Origin of the sequence: Alcanivorax sp., from assembly GCF_051117345.1 — a bacterium.
Classification (GTDB): Bacteria; Pseudomonadota; Gammaproteobacteria; order Pseudomonadales; family Alcanivoracaceae; genus Alcanivorax.
In genome coordinates this window covers 1-17,042 of the sequence record NZ_JBNPEC010000211.1, presented here as the reverse complement: position 1 = coordinate 17,042, position 17,042 = coordinate 1, and the positions used below count along the sequence as shown (strand labels likewise).

Genomic DNA, 17,042 nt, shown 5'->3' with positions numbered 1-17,042 from the left:
ACGGTCGGGGCGCGGTGCCGCGCACGTCGGCACTCCCCGCGTCTGCGGATTGTTGGGTGTGGTGGTGTTGCTGACAGGTTGCGTGTTGCTGGATCCTCCGCCGCCACAGGCGGCAAGCAGGCTGGTGCTCAGCAGGGCACTGAGTAACAGGCCGGGTTTCATGGTGCTCTCCTCGGGACATTATTGTTTTGGTCGGCGAACACTGTTCGCACTAACGTCCCAAGATTGACATTCTAACGGGTATGAAAGGAGGCCCGGCAACAAAACAGCAAGAAAAGCCTACCAAACGCAAAAATAGCTACGAGCTACGAGCTATGAGTCGCGGGGTAGGGTGTCAGGTACGGACAGAGTGTGCCCGCGATTCCTGGAATGAGCTACAAGCCACAAGCTTCAAGCTGCAACGCGGATCAGGCCGGGGCTTTTGAAAGGACGTGCCCGCGCACTCAGGTAATTGCGCGGGCACTGAGGCGCAGAACAGGAAAATCTGTCTCGCGCCTTGTAGCTCGAAGCTTGTGGCTTGCAGCTGCTTTTCAGATATTCTTTTCGATATGCGCCAGCACGTTGGCGAGGCGATCGACGAGAATCTTGTTGATGCTCTTTTCCAGTACCCGGCCCAGCTCGTCGCTGACTACCGCGTCGGCCAGCGGGCGGATGCGGGTGATGAAGTCGGCCAGCTTGGGCACGTCTTCGCCTTCCGGCAGGGCTTCGTCACCGTACTTCTCGTCCACCAGGTGGTGGATGATCATGCCGATAAAGCGCTCTGCCAGCTTGTCCACTTCTTCGCGAACCAGGCCGACATGGGTGAGCACCGCATCCAGCGGCACGCCAGCCTCGCTGAGTTCCTTGCCCGCGTTATAGATACGCGGATAGGGAATACGCAGGCGCATGCCTTCGGGAATGATGTAGCCCAGTTTCACCGCCTTGGTCATCACTTCCGGGGTGATGTCTTCGCCGAAATCATCCAGCAGTTCCTGGTAGTCCAGGTAGGACGGCACACTGGGGTTCTGCCAGGAGGTCACTGCCACTTCCAGGCCGAGGACATCGTTCAGTTCGCGGCCCTGTTCCCAGGCGCTGAGCAAGTCACGGATATTATTGAGGGTGTAGCCGCGTTCCAGCAGGGCGCCGATGATTTTCAGGCGGGCAAGATGCACATCGGTATAGATACCGGTGCGACCGCGCTTTTCCGGTGGCGGCAGGATGCCCCGATCCTGGTAGGCACGGACGTTACGCACCGTGGAACCAGCCTCGCGGGCCAGTTCGTCGATGGTAAATTCCTTGTGGTTGCCGGCTTCGGCCTGAAGTGCGCCGGTAACTGGCTGCGTGTATTTTTTCAGGCTGCGCAGTATAGCGGCGGGATTGCGGTCACTGGATTTCATGCCTGCGATGATAGCCGGCTTTTTACAAAGGCGCCACAGCCCACAGTGGCTGTAGGCTGGCGTTTTTGGCCATAAACGTGACCGTTGTCACTCGGGGGTGGCGGATGACGGGCGTCTGGCACGAATGCAAAAAATGCCATACTTCCAATGTGGGACGGGAAATACCGGGTTTCCTGCTGTGGGAGGGGTCGAGAGACCGCTCCCACAGCAGGATATTTGGGGTTTGGGGCTCATCGCTCGGGGTCGGGCTCAGGGGGTGATTTCCACCTGGGCCAGATTGCGGGCCAGGGACGGGGTGAAGCGCCCTAGCCATTGCATGCCTCGCGCTTCCGGGCTCACCGGCACCACCGCGCGGTTTTTCTCCACCGCTTCGACGATGGCCTGGGCCACCCGATCCGGGGTGAAGGCACGGCGCTGGTAGAGCTTGTGGGCGTGCTGGCGACGGCGGTCCTGCTCTTCATTGTCCACGCCCACAAAACGGGTGTTGCGGGTAATGGGGGTATCGATGATACCCGGGCAGATGGCGCTGACGCCGATGCCATGGTCGCCCAGTTCAGCGCGCAGACATTCGCTGAACATCAGCACCGCGCTCTTGCTGGTGGCATAGGCGGGCAGCATGCGCGAGGGCATGAAGGCGGCGGCGGAGGCCACGTTGACGATATGCCCGGCGCGCCCCTGGTCGATCATCTGGCGGGCGAACAGGCGGCAGCCATGAATGACGCCCCACAGGTTCACGCCCAGCACCTGTTGCCAGTCCTTGACGCTGGTATCCAGCAGCGAACCGGACAGGCCGATGCCGGCGTTGTTGACGACGATATCGGGAGCGCCCAGTTCCTTTTCCACCCAGGTGGCCAGGGCTTCCATGGAGCGGGTGCTGCTCACGTCGCACTTGCGGCTGAGGGCTTCGCCGCCCTCGGCAACAATGGTGCGGGCAGTGGCGGCGGCTGCCTCGGTGTTGATATCGGTGCACACCACCAGGGCGCCACGACGGGCGAAGGCCAGAGCGGTTTCCCGGCCGATGCCGGAGCCGGCGCCGGTGATCACCACCCGTTTGCCGCTGTCCGGGCCTTTTACCTGGCTGGCGCTGACTTCACTGCGTTGCAGGGGGCCGGAGGCAGGAGCACCGTCGATGTGCTGAATAAATTCGCGAATCCAGTCGGCGGTCACGTCCGGGTGTTGCAGCAGTGGGCCCCAATGGCCGCAATCGAGCTCCCGGCGCCACAACCGGTCGGTCCACTGTGACAGGTCTTCCAGCATGGCCGGGCGCACGTAGTTGTCCTGGCGGGCAACGATCAGCTGTACCGGCACCTTGGTATGCCGCTCGCGGGGCTTGAGCAGGCAGGGCAGCATGTTGGCCCGGTACAATTCAATGCCGTGGGTGCCGTCCTGCAATTGGGTGGCACTGGGCTCACTGTCCAGATTTTCGGTGCGGCGCAGCACTTTCGGCCAGGCCTTGGCCAGGCCGGCTTTCCACAGGGCCGGGGCCAGTACCGGTAATTGAAACGCGCCGATATACCAGGAGTGGGACAGCTGGTTGAGCACGGCGCCAATTTTCTGTTCGCGCAGTCGGGCTTTCATCCACTGGCCCACGTGGTCCAGGCAGGGGCCGGACAGAGTGGTGTAGGAGGCGATGCGCTGCTCGGCATCCGGGTCGGTGACCGATTCCCAGGTCTGGATGGAGCCCCAGTCGTGGCCTACCAGGTGGACCTTTTCATTCGGGCTGACAGCATCCATGACCGCATGCAGATCGTCCCGCAGTTCACGCAACTTGTAGGCGGCACGATCTTGCGGCACGGAAGAATGGCCGGCGCCGCGTACGTCATAGGCGACCACCTTGAAATCCCGGCTTAGTCGCTCGGCCACCTTTTCCCAGACGTGGTTGGCGTCCGGGTAGCCGTGCACCAGTATCACTGTGGGGCTCTTGTCCGCACTCCAGGTGCGTACGGCCAGGTCCACGCCATCACGGCTTACGGTTGTATCACGCCACTGCACCATCAGGCTGCTTCCTCTTCATTGTCGTTATGGCTGTTGTCGAGCAAGTGGGCCGGGGTGGCGGTCAGCCAGCGTGGGCCCTGGTCGTCCATCAGCAGGAATTCGCTGCTGGCGACGCTGTGTTGGCCGTCGCTCAGGGTCAGTTGCCACTGCCACAGTCCCGGTATCAGCGGCGCTTCGTCGATGCGATTGCCCTCTGGCAGGATGCCGGTGAGCGGCACCAGCCGGTAATGCTGGCGCAGGCCGGGGAACTGGCTGGCCAACTGTTGCGGTGTTTCACCCTGCTGGAGAGTCCGCGGCAGTTGCTCGCGGATCTCACGCAGTCGCGCGTGCAACGGCGCCAGCACGGAGCTGGCCGGGCCACTGAGGCTGGCTTTGCCGACATAGCCGTTCTGCACCGCATCGCAACGCAGTATATAGCTCATCCCGATCCGGTAGCGGCGCTTTCCCGGTCTGTTCAGGCCAAAGCGACGGCGGGGCGACTGGCCGGCAAAACGCACCTTGGGCGGGCGGGCCGGATCAAATAGTTGATGGGCACGGAGCCAGTCGCGGATCAGCAGTTCGCAATCCTGTTCGCTCATCCCCGGTTGCAGGGAGGCGGCGATAATCTGCAGGCATTTGTCGGCCTGCTCCCGTCTGTGGAGATAGGGGCCCAGAGCCTGGGGGTCCGGGGTCCAGAATGTGCTCATGAACGCCTCCACCGTCGTTGTTATGAAATGGACTCCGATAATTACAGTGGACAATGTCACGGTCAACCGGTGCGATTGGCATTCCTTTGCCGGTAATGCCTCCCCAGGGTCAATGGGGCGTGACAATTCGGGTACAGAGCGTTCGCGTGATCTTCACAATTTTCCGGTCCCCCCTTGTTATGGTGGGCGCCTGAATATGCTTCAAACATAGCGGTTGACCCGGCAAAAGCCGGCACTAAGGAGATGAGTGTGCGCCATCAAGCCCAGTCGTTGCGGGGCCTGACAGCCTTGCTTTCCCTGTTGTTAGTGATGCTGACGACGGCGTTGCCTGCCCAGGAGCAGGAGGCGCTTCCATCGGGCCAGGATTATGCTGAGCTGGCGACATTGCTGGAGACTGATGCCTCCCGCCAGCAGTTGATCGACCAGTTGCGCGGTCTGCAGGCTGCGGCCAATCCAGCCCCGTTGGGGCTGGAGGGTGAGGTTCCGGCCAGCGAAATCGCTGCCGAGTCTCCCAGCGGGCAGACCGCCGAGCAGGTTTCTCTGGCTCGTCGCATGGCGGCGGCTACCGGCAACCTGGCCGGTGACATGGGGCGCCAGTTCTCGGTCTTGAGTGGTCTGGTCACTGGCTGGTTCGCGAGTGATGACAGCGCCGGAGAGGCGGTTGCCAGCACCCCGGTGGATATGAAGGCGGTCACTGCTGCGCTGTTGAATCTGGCCATTCTGGTGGTGATCACCTTCGCTGTGTTCTGGGTGCTGCGAATGCTGGCGGGTTCCGCCTTTGCTCGCCTCAGCCACTGGGCCCGGGCCGGTTCGGAAAAGCTGGCCATTCTGTGCACCACGGTGGCCGTGGCGGTGGCCGCGCTGCTGGATATCATCGTGGTGGCGCTGGCCTATCTGGCCGGCACCTTTGTGGCGCCGCTGCTGACCGAGCAGCTGGGGGCGGACGCGACCCGGCTGGCCCTGTTCCTCAATGCCTTCTTGATCGTGGAGCTGGCCAAGGCCGGTCTGCGCATGTTCTTTTCCTCCCAATATGAGGGTCTGCGGATGCTGCCGGTGGCGGCGGAGCAGGCGCGCTACTGCAACCGGTTTCTGGCCCGGGAAGCGGGATTGATCGGCTATGGCATGCTGGTACTGGTACCGGTGCTCAACTTCAACCTGTCTCCGGCGGTTGGCAGTGGGGCCGGTACCCTGATCATGCTGGTGGCTCTGGCCTATGCCGCCATCGTGATTATCCGCAAGCGTCAGGTGCTGCGAGAGGCACTGACCGACCGCGCCAATGCCAGTTATGGCCCCCTGCGGCTGGCAATGCTGTTGCTGGCGCGCATTTGGCACTGGTTGGCACTGGCCTATGCCCTGCTGGTGTTTGCCGTCACCGTGCTGCATCCGGAAACGGCGTTGCCGTATGTGGCTATGGCGACTCTGGAGACCCTGGTTTATGTGGGTGTCGGGCTGCTGGTGTCGGTGGCGCTGGGACAGCTTATCGGCAAGGAAATCCAGCTCTCCGACCGTCTCAATGCCAGCATGCCGCGCCTGCAGGCCCGGGTGAACACCTATGTGCCCAGCGGGTTGAAAGTGATCCGCGCCCTGATCCTGATCCTGGTGGTGGTGCTGTCGCTGGATGCCTGGGAGCTCTATGACCTGGCCGCCTGGTATGCCACCACGGCGGGGGCGCAGACGGTTTCCGCCTTGATCGATATCCTGATTATCCTCGCGCTGGCGGCCCTGGTGTGGGTGGTGCTGGCGAGCCTGGTGGAGCACAAATTCAGCCCGCGCGAAGACAGCACATCCGCCGAGATTGCGCGCGGAGAAACCTTGCTGGGCCTGTTCCATACCACCATGGCCATTGCCATCATCATCATGACGACGATGATCGTGTTGTCCGAGATCGGTATCGAGATCGGCCCGCTGATTGCCGGCGCCGGTGTGCTGGGTTTGGCCATTGGTTTTGGTGCCCAGAAGCTGGTGCAGGATGTGATCACCGGGATCTTCATTCAACTGGAGAATGCCATGAACACCGGCGATTTCGTCAGCGTTGGTGGCAATTCCGGTACCGTGGACCGGGTGGGGATCCGCTCAGTGGCCCTGCGGGATCTGTACGGCACCTATCACATCGTGCCGTTCTCCTCGGTGGACGCGGTGTCCAACTTCACTCGCGAATTCGGTAACCATGTGGGCGAATACGGCATTGCCTATCGCGAGAGCATCGATGATGCCATCGTTCAGCTGGAAGCCGCTTTCGAAGAGCTCAAGGAAGGGGCCCACAAGGACAATATCCTGGCGCCGATGACTGTTGCCGGGGTTACCGCGCTGGCGGACAGCTCAGTGAATATCCGGGTGGTGATCAAGACCACGCCGGGGAATCAGTGGGCCGTGGGTCGTGCCTTCAATCGTCTGGTGAAGATCTACTTCGACAAGGCCGGCATCGAGATTCCGTTCCCCCATACCACCCTGTACTTCGGCGAAGACCGGGACGGCAAGGCGCCGGCGGGCAACATCCGCCTGGCCGACGAGCGGGTGGTGTCCACGCAGGATGGCAACGACGGGTAACTTCTTCCCGGACGGAGTCATCGACAAAACGCCTGCGCAAGCAGGCGTTTTTTTAGTTGAAAGTTCAAAGTTGAAAGTTCAAACGCGAACACAGCTAATCGGGCTTTGAAAGTCAGGCGTCCCGCGCTGGCAAGCTGACAATAACGTAAGATAGCGCGCTCACAACGGCCCACTTTGGCAGCGTTTCGGCGCGGGCGAGGCGCCGCTCGTTAGGCTTGGCCCAACCCGCGTTTCAACTTTAAACTTTCAACTCGCAACTCAAAAAAAAGGGCCGGCATAAATGCCGACCCTGGAGTCACCGGAAAAGGGAGAGCTCGGTGATGGAAAGTGTTAAGCGGCCTCCTCCTTGAGGAGGTCGCCCAGCAAGGCTTCAAAGTTTTTCAGCTGCTCGCTGTTGTCGTGGTCCCAGGGGTGGAAACCGGGTTTGAACCAGTCGAACCAGGGCTTGGTGATATTGCGGAAAATCCCTTTCTTGCCCCAGGTGTGCTTGGCCACGGCGCGCCAGCCTTTCAGGTCGGTCAGACCGCCCTTGATGCGCACGTTGTGCACATAATAGGGAATCATCAGGGCAAAGAAGACACCGGTGGCGGCCACCAGGGTGCCGCTGCGCAGAGCATAGGCGCCCAGGTTGCTGTCGTCGCCGATGGCTACCTGGTACACGTCGAAGGCCACCGCCTTGTGCTCGGTTTCTTCCAGGGCGTGCCAGTTCCAGATGGCCTTGTAGCCTTCGTCGGCCCCTTCCATGATCTCGGGTAAATCCAGCAGGCCGCCACCGAGAATGGCGGTCAGGTGTTCCAGCGCCACCGTGGCGGCCAGCTGAAAGGATTGCGGGGAATAGTCCTGCACGGCTTTCAGCAGGCGGGCCACAAAGGCTTCCTGGGCGTGCAGGGGAATACCTGCCTGGGCCACGAAATCGTTGTACTCTTCGTGCTCACGACCGTGCATGGCTTCCTGACCGATAAAGGCAGTGACCGCTTTTTTCAGCTCGGGATCCGTGATCTGGTCACGGTAATTGCGTACGCTGTCGATGAAAAAGCGTTCCCCCACCGGGAAAAACAGACTCATGGTGTTCATGAACTGGCTGACATTCAGTCCGTCCCGGTGCCAGGTCAGGGCTTTGGCCGGGTTCAGGTTGAATTTCAGATTGCGGCGGATGGGAAGAATCGAGATCGCCATGGTGCGTACCTCCGTAACTGTTACATCATTCGATGATACAATTGCTGTGTCACACAGCAAGGTTTTTCCACCGGGAAATGAAAAAAATGGCTCATAATAAACAGGAAGTTGCCAATCGTTTACTGGATGGCCTGATTGACCACCTGCTGGTCAAACTGTCGCCGGGGCAGCTGGACGGGCTGATCGAGCAGGAGCTGGATTATGCGTTGGATGTGGCCACTCGCTACACCCTGAACGATTGGGTCAGCGTCGAACAGATCCGCATTACCGCGCAGAAATATGCGGCAGAAATGGACATCAGCGGCGCCATTCCCGAGCTGGTCGGCGACATGGTGGAACAGTTCTACGATCACGGCATTCAGAGTGACCGCCTCATCGGCGACGTGGTGAACGAGGATGTGGTGATGGCGCTGCTCGACAAGGTGCTGGAGATTCCCTTGTCCCGCCAGAGCATGGCCTGGCTGGGCCGCAATCCGGTGCTGTTGGCGTTGCTGGCCGGTGGTGCTCAGCTGGGGCTGAAAACCCTGCTGCACCAGGGCTTGCCGCCGGCGCTGCACGAGCAACTGCGCAAACGTTTACCGGCCCGCTGGTTGGGCAGCCTGGAAGTACGTTTGCAGGAGTGGCTGTTAAAGCGTACCGAACAACTGCTCAGTGATCCCTGGTTGTACCGGGATGAAAACCTGGATGAGCTGCGCGAGCTGGTGCTGGTGGCCTGGCAGGAATTCTCCCAGCGCCCGGTTGCCGAGCTGCGCGAACTGATCAGCAGTGAGGATATTCAGGAACTGTTCGTGATCGGTTTCGAGTACTGGCGCGAATTGCGCCATACCGACTACTTCATCGCCATGCTGGATTCCGGGGTCAACGCCTTCTTCGACAAGTACGGCGACACCACCCTGATGGATCTGCTGGACGAACTGGGCGTTACCCGCACCCTGATGCTCGACGACGCCCGCCGCTTCCTGCCCCCGGTAATGGAAAAACTGCGCGCCGAAGGCCTGCTTGAGGCGTGGCTGCGCAGGCATCTGGAGGGGTATTTTGCGCGGCCGGAGACGCTGGAGCTTCTTTAGTTAACAGTGAATAGTTAACAGCGACGCGGCAAACCTATAGCAGGCTTTAAAACGTAAGAGGCCGCGCCCAAAATTTGGGCGCGGCCTCTTGTCTTTGGAGAATCCGATAACATCGATCGCGCAGCTGTTAACTATTCACTATTAACTGTTAACTATCCAACGCCTTCCTATACGCCTGCGTATGCAGCAACTCCACCAGCTCTTTCTCCGGCACCGGGCGGCTGATCAGGAAGCCCTGGATGCTGTCGCAGTGCATGTCGCGCAGGATGCTTAGGTGGGCTTCGGTTTCCACCCCTTCGGCCACCACGTTCATTTGCAGGCTGTGGGCCATGTCGATGATGGCGCGGGTGATGGCGGCATCATCTGGGCTCTTGTCCAGATCCATGATGAAGGAACGGTCGATCTTCAGGGTGTCCACCGGGAAACGCTTCAGGTAGCTCAGTGACGAATAGCCGGTGCCGAAGTCGTCCAGGGCCAGTTCGATGCCGCGGGTACGCAGCTGCTGAAGCAGTGCGATGTTCTGCTCCATGTCTTCCATGATCAGGCTTTCGGTGAGCTCCAGTTCCAGCAGGTGGGCCGGTAGCTCGGTGCTTTCCAGTACCCGGTCGACGATCTCGGCCACATTGCCCTTGCGGAACTGGTGGGCGGACAGGTTCACCGATACGCAGATATTGCCGAGCCCCTGTTTGTACCACTGGTGGGCCTGGCGGCATGAGCGTTCCAGTACCAGCTCGCCGATGGCGGAGATCAGCCCGGTTTCTTCGGCCAGGGGAATGAAATCCGCCGGCGGCAACAGGCCCATGGTCGGGTGTTGCCAGCGCACCAGCGCTTCTACCGAGGTAATACGATTGCTGGCCAGGTCCATCTTCGGTTGGTAGTAGACCACGAATTCGTTCTTGAAGATGGCCTTGCGAAGGCTGGTTTCCAGGGCCAGTTGCTCCACCGAGGCCACCCGCATGTTGCTGCGATAAAACTGGAAGTTGTTGCCGCCGCTGCGCTTGGCCTGGTACACCGCCATGTCAGCCTGGTTGATCATGCTCTGGGCTTCCTTGGCGGTGTCCGGGAACACGCTGATGCCAACACTGGCGCCCAGCAGGAGTTCGTGACCGTCAATCATGAAGGGCTTCTTCATGGCATTGATCAGCTTCTGGCAATGCTGGCTGATAGCCCCTTCGCCGCCGTGGTTTTCCAGCAGCAAGGTGAATTCATCACCGCCCACCCGGGCGAGATTTTCTTCACCGCCGGCGTGCTGGGCCATGCGATCGGCGGCGGCCTTGAGCAGACGGTCACCGATTTCGTGGCCCAGGGATTCATTGATCGGTTTGAAGCGGTCCAGGTCGATCATCAGCAGCGCCACTTTTTCCCGGTTCAGGCGTGCCAGTGTCAGGGACTTGTGCAGGTGTTCGCGGAACTGGGTGCGGTTGGCCAGGCCGGTAAGGCGATCGTAATTGGACAGGAACTGCAGTTGTTGCTCGGTTTCCTTGCGGGAGGTCAGGTCGGACATCATGCCGACAAAGCGGATCACCTTTTTGTGTTCGTCGCGAACCGCACTGACCTGAAGCCATTCCGGGAAGGGCTCGCCATTACGGCGGGTCTCATTGATTTCGCCTTCCCAAAAACCGTTCTCTTTCAGCGCGGCGGTAATCATCTTGTAGGTGTCGCGGTTGGCGGCGGTTTCCTGATGATCCAGCACCTGCTTGCCCAGCACCATGGATTCGCTGTAACCGGTAATCTGTTCGAAGCGTGCATTCACCGCCAGGAAGCGGAACTTGTGGTCAAGGATGAAGATGCCTTCCGGAGCATTGTCGAATACGGTGGCGGCCAGCCTTAGTTGCTCCTGGCTCTGGCGGTCTTCGGTGATATCACGGCGGGTGCCGATCATGCGCAGGGCGCGGCCTTGATCAGACCATGTCACCACCCGGCCCTCGTCCTCGATCCAGCGCCAGCTGCCATCCGCGTGGCGCAGCCGGTAGACCGCATGGTAACGGTCATTCTGGCCCTTGAAGTGGGACACCATGGCGCGGCGGATGCGGGTCAGGTCTTCCGGGTGTACCAGGGTTTCCAGATCGCCGAAGAAATTCTTGAAGTAGGCGCCGTCGTAACCCAGCAGGCGGTCGAAATTGGTGTGGTAGTTGCGACCGGTGTCCAGCATCCAGTCCCACAGGCCGATATTGCTGGCTTCCAGCGCCAGTTCCAGCCGTTCGCCGGTGGCCGCCAAGGCCTGGTTGGTTTCGCCCAGGGCGCGGGTACGCTCCTGCACCATGGATTCCAGTCGCTCGTTGGTTTCCTGTAGACGCTGGCGGGCTTCCTTGCGTTCGTAAATTTCCTGGGCCAGCTTCTCGTTGAGGGCTTCCGCGTCACTGCGGGCCCGGTTCAGGTAGTCGATCAGCGACCGGTTGCTGGCCTGCAGCATCATGGCCTGGTGGCCGGTCTGGTTGATGCGTCGGGCGGCGAACAGGAAGAACAGCCCCAACAGTGACATCAGCAGCATCAGCGAGAGCTGGCCATGGGCCTGGGTTTCCGACAGCCGCGACATACCGGGACCGAGCAGCATCAGCAGATACAGGAAGACGGTGGGAAAGTGGCTGCTGTAGGCGGCCAGGGCCATGGTGCTCAGACCCAGTCCCAGGCAGGCAATGGTGAGCTGGGCTGCCAGCATGTCGCTGGCGAACAGGGTATCCAGTGGATTGAACAGGTAACCCGCCGCGCCCAGAATCAACGGGGTGCTCAGGGCGATGGCAGAGAGAATGCGACGGCAATGGGGGGTGGCCAGATCGTTGCGCAGGCGCCGATGGCAGAGAGGCAGGGCGACCATCTTGCCGATCTGCACCGCAGCCACCAGTCCCAACCAGATCAGCAGGTGCTGGCGGGAAATGGGTGTGTTCCAGTAGGCCCATACCAGCGTGATGGCACTGGCTATTTCCAGCAACATCAGTACCGCGATACCACTGAGTAACAGTTGGCACTGTTCAGTGACCACGCCATTGAACGGCGGAGCGGTTCGGGTTTGCGGAGACTGCGAAGACACCTTGATTATTATCCTCTGGCGTTTAGCCGAGTGTTTTTCTTTGTCAGTTTACCTATCGGCGATGCCAAGGGAAACCGCCATCTCATTATCGATAGTGGCGTATTGCCATGTCCCAAGGGTTCATCTGACCAGGTTCAGTATGCAGGCATCGCGCCAGCGGACATTCTGCTAAACTCCCGCGCCATGGATGACGTAACTTCCCTTATTGATGGCCTGAACCCGGCCCAGCGCGATGCGGTGGCTGCCGATGACCGACATTTACTGGTGCTGGCCGGTGCCGGCTCGGGCAAGACCCGGGTGCTGGTGCACCGTATCGCCTGGCAGATCGCCACCGAACAGGCCTCGCCGTTCGGCATTCTGGCGGTAACCTTTACCAACAAGGCCGCTGCCGAAATGCGCGGGCGTATCGAGCAGTTGCTGGACATGTCCGCCGACGGCATGTGGGTGGGCACCTTCCACGGCATTGCCCATCGCCTGCTGCGCGCCCACTGGCAGGAAGCGGGCCTGCCCCAGGGCTTCCAGATCATCGACGCCGATGACCAGATCCGGCTGATCAAGCGGGTGATCAAGGAACTGGGGCTGGACGAGCAGCGCTGGCCGGCCCGCCAGGCCACCTGGTTTATCAACGGTCAGAAGGATGAGGGCCTGCGCGCCAAGCACATGGACGCCAATGGCGACCTGTTCGTGCAGACCATGCAGAAGATCTACTTCGGCTACGAAGAAGCCTGCGAGCGCAGTGGCCTGGTGGATTTCAACGAAATGCTGCTGCGGGTGCTGGAGCTGTTCCGCGACAACGATGGCCTGCGTGGCCATTATCAGCGCCGCTTTCAGCATATCCTGGTGGATGAGTTCCAGGATACCAACAGCATCCAGTATGCCTGGCTGCGGCTGCTGGCCACCGACGATAACGCCGTCACCATCGTGGGTGATGACGACCAGTCCATCTACGGCTGGCGCGGCGCCAAGATCGAGAACATCCACAAGTTCAGCCGCGATTTCCCCGATACCCGCACCATTCGCCTGGAGCAGAACTACCGCTCCACCGGCACCATCCTGAAAGCGGCCAACGCGGTAATTGGCAACAATGCCGACCGGCTTGGCAAGGAACTGTGGACCGAGGGCAGCGACGGTGACCCGATTCGCCTCTATGCCGGTTTCAATGAAGTGGACGAAGCCCGCTTTATCGCCGGGCGGGTGGAAAAGCTGTTTCAGGAAGGCACCGCGCGGCGGGAAATGGCGGTGCTGTACCGTTCCAACGCCCAGTCCCGGGTGCTGGAAGAAGCCTTTCTACAGGCTGGCATTCCCTACCGCATCTACGGTGGTCAGCGCTTCTTCGAGCGGGCGGAAATCAAGAACGCCCTGGCCTACCTGCGCCTGCTCAGCCACCGCGATGCGGACGCCGCCTTCGAACGGGTGGTGAACACCCCCACCCGGGGTATCGGCAACAAGACCCTGGAAAGCCTGCGCGAACTGGCGCGCCAGCGTGGCGTGTCCCTGTGGGCTGCGGCCCAGGCGCTTATCAGTGAGCAGTTACTTACCGCTCGTGCCACCAATGCCCTGGCGGTGTTCCTGAACCTGGTAGTGCAGCTGGAGCAGCAATGCGATGGCTTGTCGCTGGCGGAAACCACCGAACACGTGATCGAAGCCAGTGGCCTTGTGGATTTCCATGGCAAGGAAAAAGGCGAAAAGGGTCAGCAACGGCTGGAAAACCTGCGCGAACTGGTCTCCGCCACTCGGGAATTCGGTGACGAGGATGAAGACTCCGAACTGGACAGCCTGACGGCCTTTCTGGACCACGCCGCCCTGGAATCCGGCGAGGGCCAGGCCGATGCCCACGAGGACGCGGTGCAGATGATGACGCTGCATTCCGCCAAGGGGCTGGAATTTCCGGCGGTATTCATCTGTGGCATGGAGGAAGGTCTGTTCCCCCACCAGATGTCCAGTCAGGAGCCGGGCCGCATGGCCGAAGAGCGGCGCCTCTGCTACGTGGGCCTGACCCGCGCCATGCGCGAGTTGTACCTGACCCATGCGGAAAGCCGCCGCCTGTACGGTAATGAAAACCATAACCCGCCCAGCCGCTTCCTGCGCGAAATCCCCGCCGAGTTTCTGGAAGAAATCCGCGCCCGGGCCGGCTTCAGCCGGCCGGTGGGCGGTGCCGCGCGACCGATTCGCGAAACCGAGTCCAATGGCATCAACCTGGGCGCGCGGGTATTGCACCCGAAATTCGGTGAAGGCACCGTATTGCACTTCGAAGGCCAGGGCCCCAACGCCCGGCTGCAGATCAATTTTGACGGTGTCGGCACCAAGTGGCTGGTCAGCCAGTACGCCCGGCTGGAAGTGATATAACGCCGGATGCCTGAGGCAGGACGTGAGAAGCGTCGTGCATCAGGCCTCAGGTGGAAAAAAATAACCCGAAAGCGGCAGAGCGCTGCCGCCCTTTATCGGAGGAACTACCTTGGATCGTCGTAAATTTGTTTCCGCCCTGGGTCTGGGGCTGGGAGGCCTGGCGCTGGCCGGCTGCGAACAGAAAGACTGCCCGCCCGTGGACGGTCAGGCTGCCGCCGGCGTGGAGCCGGAAAAGAAAAAACCCGAACAGCAGACCTACGAATGGAAGATGGTGACCACCTGGCCGAAGAACTATCCGGGCCTGGGCGCCGGTGCCAACCGGTTTGCCAAGCGGGTGGAAGAAATGTCTGCCGGGCGTATCAAGATCAAGGTCTATGGTGCCAAGGAACTGGTGCCGGCCTTTGAAGTGTTCGATGCAGTGCGCCAGGGGAGTGCCGAGATGGGTCATGGGGCCGCCTACTACTGGAAAGGCAAGCACCCGGCCACGCCGTTCTTTACCGCCGTCCCCTTCGGGCTCACCGCCCAGGAAATGAATGGCTGGTTACACCATGGTGGTGGTCAGAAACTGTGGGACGATCTGTACGCCCAGTTCAATCTCAAGCCTTTTGCCTGTGGTAACACCGGCACCCAGATGGCGGGCTGGTTCAACAAGGAAGTCAACAGCGTGGAGGACCTGAAAGGTCTGAAGATGCGGATGCCGGGCCTCGCCGGAGAGGTGCTGGGCAAGGTGGGTGCCACGCCGGTGCAGTTGCCGGGTGCCGAGGTGTTCACCTCCATGCAGACCGGCGCCATCGATGCGGCGGACTGGGTAGGCCCCTACAACGACCTGACCTTTGGCCTGCACCGGGTAGCCGAGTACTACTACTACCCGGGTTGGCAGGAGCCGGGTCCGACCCTGGAGCTGACCATCAACAAGACGGTATGGGACAGCTTGCCGGCGGACCTGCAGGCGATCATCCGTTACGCCGCCCAATCGGAAAACCAGGACATGCTCGACGAGTACACCGCCCAGAACAACGCGGCGCTCCAGGAGCTGGTCAACAAGCACGGGGTGAAACTGCGGCGTTTGCCGGATGATGTGCTCAAGGCTCTCAAGGAGGCCAGCGACGAGGTGATCGAAACCCTGGTGGCCGACAACAGCGAAGCGCGCAAGGTGTATGAGTCCTACCGCAAATTCCGCGACCAATCGGTGCAGTACATGGGTGTGGCGGAGCAGTCGTATATGAACGTGCGCAGTGAGCTCGCCAAGGGTTGAGAGACTGCGCCTGCGCGTCTACGAAGCCGCTGTAGGAACGGAGCGTAGCGGAGTAACGCACGAAGTGCGGCCCGAAGGGTGAGCGTAGCGAATACGCCTCTTGAGGCGCGAACCGCGCTTGCGCGGAAATCGCCCGCAGGGTGATCAGGAATATCAGGGCTCGACAAGTCGATCCAGAAAGAATGGCGACAACCGCAATCTTCAGGCCTCGCTACACTCGGTTCGCACCTCAAGAGGTGCTCCTACAAAAACCGATCTCAGCCGTGTAGGAACGTCGCTGGCGGTGCGATAACCAAACGGCAGGCTTCGGTCAATCCCTCGGCACCGCCCGGGTCCGGCCGGTGTCATCAATGGCGACAAAGGTGAAATGCCCTTCGGTCACCTTCGACAGGGTGCCGGTGTCTTCGCGGATCCACACTTCCACCAGAATCTGCATGGAGCTGCGGCCCACGTCCTGCAACTGGGTGTAGCAGCTGACCACGGCGCCCACCGGCACCGGGCGCAGAAAGGCCATGGAATCAATCGCCACGGTGGCCACCCGGCCACGGGCTTTCTTGCGGGCGGTGACAGCACCGGCCAGATCCATCTGCGATACCAGCCAGCCACCAAAGATATCGCCATTCCAGTTGGCGCTCTGCGGCATGGCGATGGTCTGAATGGCCAGGGTGCCGATGGGCTGGGGCATGTCGTCGGTGTTATCGGTCATGTTTTGTTATCCGTAATATTTTGAGCGATGTTACCCGTACAGTTGATCAGGGAGCCAGGTGGCCAGTTCCGGGAACAGCGCCAGTATACCCAGCATCAGCAGCTGGATAATGATAAAAGGTATCACGCCCTGGTAAATCTGCGAGGTTTTTACCTCTGCCGGCGCCACGCCACGCAGGTAAAACAGGGCAAACCCGAAGGGTGGGGTCAGAAAACTGGTTTGCAAGTTCAGGGCGATCATTACCCCCAGCCAGATCGGGTCCAGACCCATGGCCAGCAGTACCGGGCCGACAATGGGCACCACCACAAACGTAATCTCGATAAAGTCGAGAATAAAGCCGAGCAGGAAAATCAGCAGCATCACCAGCAGGGTGGCGCCGATCACGCCGCCGGGCAGGTTCTCGAACAGGGCATGGACGGCTTCCTCACCGCCGAAACCCCGAAACACCAGGGAAAACAAACTGGCGCCGATCAGGATCATGAACACCATGGCGGTGACCCGGCTGGTGGCGCGCACCACCTGGCCGAGAATCTGCCCGTTCAGGTGCCGGTTGCCGGCAGCCAGCAGCAGCGAACCGAAAGCGCCCACGCCGGCGGCTTCGGTGGGGGTGGCCTTGCCGGTGAGGATGGAGCCCAGCACCGCCGCAATCAGCAGCAGCGGCGGAATCAGTCCCCCCAGCAGGGGGCGCCAGCCGCGCGGTTCGTCATCACGAAACTGAAAAGCCGGTCCCCACTGCGGTTTCAGCAGGCTGATAGCCACCACATATAACAGAGACAGGCCCACCAGAATCAGTCCGGGCATCAGCGCGCCACCAAACAGAACGCCCACCCAAATCTATACCCATGACAACAGCCCCTGCC

General features: G+C 60.9%; 10 protein-coding genes and 1 pseudogene. 4 read left to right on the top strand and 7 right to left on the bottom strand.

The features are described 5' to 3' along the window. Nucleotides 1-530: 530 nt before the first annotated feature. The 3 genes from ACFE0K_RS13495 to ACFE0K_RS13485 form a co-directional block, all read right to left on the bottom strand. Complete coding sequence (locus ACFE0K_RS13495; RefSeq protein ID WP_434536552.1) at nt 531-1,376, bottom strand: MerR family transcriptional regulator; 846 nt, start codon at nt 1,374-1,376, stop codon at nt 531-533. Nucleotides 1,377-1,625: 249 nt separating this feature from the next. Then, nucleotides 1,626-3,371 (bottom strand): SDR family oxidoreductase, encoded by a 1,746-nt coding sequence (locus ACFE0K_RS13490; protein ID WP_434536551.1) that lies wholly within the window; start codon nt 3,369-3,371, stop codon nt 1,626-1,628. Next, nucleotides 3,371-4,057 (bottom strand): hypothetical protein, encoded by a 687-nt coding sequence (locus ACFE0K_RS13485; RefSeq protein ID WP_434536550.1) that lies wholly within the window; start codon nt 4,055-4,057, stop codon nt 3,371-3,373. The genes ACFE0K_RS13490 and ACFE0K_RS13485 overlap by 1 nt, the downstream gene beginning before the upstream one ends. Nucleotides 4,058-4,300: 243 nt before the next feature. Here ACFE0K_RS13485 and ACFE0K_RS13480 point away from each other — a divergent pair, with 243 nt between their 5' ends. Continuing rightward, nucleotides 4,301-6,604, top strand: coding sequence for a mechanosensitive ion channel domain-containing protein (locus tag ACFE0K_RS13480; protein ID WP_434536549.1), 2,304 nt, complete (start codon nt 4,301-4,303; stop codon nt 6,602-6,604). 330 nt (nt 6,605-6,934) lie between these two features. Here the strand turns inward: ACFE0K_RS13480 and ACFE0K_RS13475 are convergent, their stop codons facing one another. Next, nucleotides 6,935-7,780: a metal-dependent hydrolase gene (locus ACFE0K_RS13475; protein ID WP_434536548.1), complete on the bottom strand. Its 846-nt coding sequence runs from the start codon at nt 7,778-7,780 to the stop codon at nt 6,935-6,937. Between the two features lie 86 nt (nt 7,781-7,866). On the opposite strand from ACFE0K_RS13475, the gene ACFE0K_RS13470 reads away from it, so the two are divergent. Then, nucleotides 7,867-8,847, top strand: a complete 981-nt coding sequence (locus ACFE0K_RS13470) for a hypothetical protein (protein WP_434536547.1) — start codon at nt 7,867-7,869, stop codon at nt 8,845-8,847. A 148-nt stretch (nt 8,848-8,995) separates the two neighbouring features. Here ACFE0K_RS13470 and ACFE0K_RS13465 read toward each other — a convergent pair whose 3' ends face one another. Further along, nucleotides 8,996-11,875 carry an EAL domain-containing protein gene (locus tag ACFE0K_RS13465; RefSeq protein ID WP_434536546.1) on the bottom strand — a complete coding sequence of 960 codons (2,880 nt, stop codon included), beginning with the start codon at nt 11,873-11,875 and terminating at the stop codon, nt 8,996-8,998. Nucleotides 11,876-12,058: 183 nt separating this feature from the next. On the opposite strand from ACFE0K_RS13465, the gene uvrD reads away from it, so the two are divergent. Next, on the top strand, nt 12,059-14,221 hold the full coding sequence (gene uvrD / locus ACFE0K_RS13460) for a DNA helicase II (protein WP_434536545.1): 2,163 nt from the start codon (nt 12,059-12,061) through the stop codon (nt 14,219-14,221). Nucleotides 14,222-14,330: 109 nt separating this feature from the next. Continuing rightward, nucleotides 14,331-15,476 (top strand): TRAP transporter substrate-binding protein, encoded by a 1,146-nt coding sequence (locus tag ACFE0K_RS13455; protein ID WP_434536544.1) that lies wholly within the window; start codon nt 14,331-14,333, stop codon nt 15,474-15,476. Between the two features lie 310 nt (nt 15,477-15,786). On the opposite strand, the gene ACFE0K_RS13450 is transcribed toward ACFE0K_RS13455, so the two are convergent. Further along, nucleotides 15,787-16,182, bottom strand: coding sequence for an acyl-CoA thioesterase (locus tag ACFE0K_RS13450; RefSeq protein WP_035249705.1), 396 nt, complete (start codon nt 16,180-16,182; stop codon nt 15,787-15,789). Between the two features lie 30 nt (nt 16,183-16,212). Further along, nucleotides 16,213-17,010: pseudogene (locus ACFE0K_RS13445) on the bottom strand (TRAP transporter large permease subunit); the annotation flags it as partial. Nucleotides 17,011-17,042 lie beyond the last annotated feature (32 nt).

Bases quoted from the DNA above. Each gene is read 5' to 3' on its own strand.
- ACFE0K_RS13450 (WP_035249705.1), bottom strand. From the start codon at position 16,182: ATGACCGATAACACCGACGACATGCCCCAGCCCATCGGCACCCTGGCC.
- uvrD (WP_434536545.1), top strand. From the start codon at position 12,059: ATGGATGACGTAACTTCCCTTATTGATGGCCTGAACCCGGCCCAGCGC.
- ACFE0K_RS13485 (WP_434536550.1), bottom strand. From the start codon at position 4,057: ATGAGCACATTCTGGACCCCGGACCCCCAGGCTCTGGGCCCCTATCTC.
- ACFE0K_RS13495 (WP_434536552.1), bottom strand. From the start codon at position 1,376: ATGAAATCCAGTGACCGCAATCCCGCCGCTATACTGCGCAGCCTGAAA.
- ACFE0K_RS13470 (WP_434536547.1), top strand. From the start codon at position 7,867: ATGGCTCATAATAAACAGGAAGTTGCCAATCGTTTACTGGATGGCCTG.
- ACFE0K_RS13475 (WP_434536548.1), bottom strand. From the start codon at position 7,780: ATGGCGATCTCGATTCTTCCCATCCGCCGCAATCTGAAATTCAACCTG.
- ACFE0K_RS13480 (WP_434536549.1), top strand. From the start codon at position 4,301: ATGAGTGTGCGCCATCAAGCCCAGTCGTTGCGGGGCCTGACAGCCTTG.
- ACFE0K_RS13490 (WP_434536551.1), bottom strand. From the start codon at position 3,371: ATGGTGCAGTGGCGTGATACAACCGTAAGCCGTGATGGCGTGGACCTG.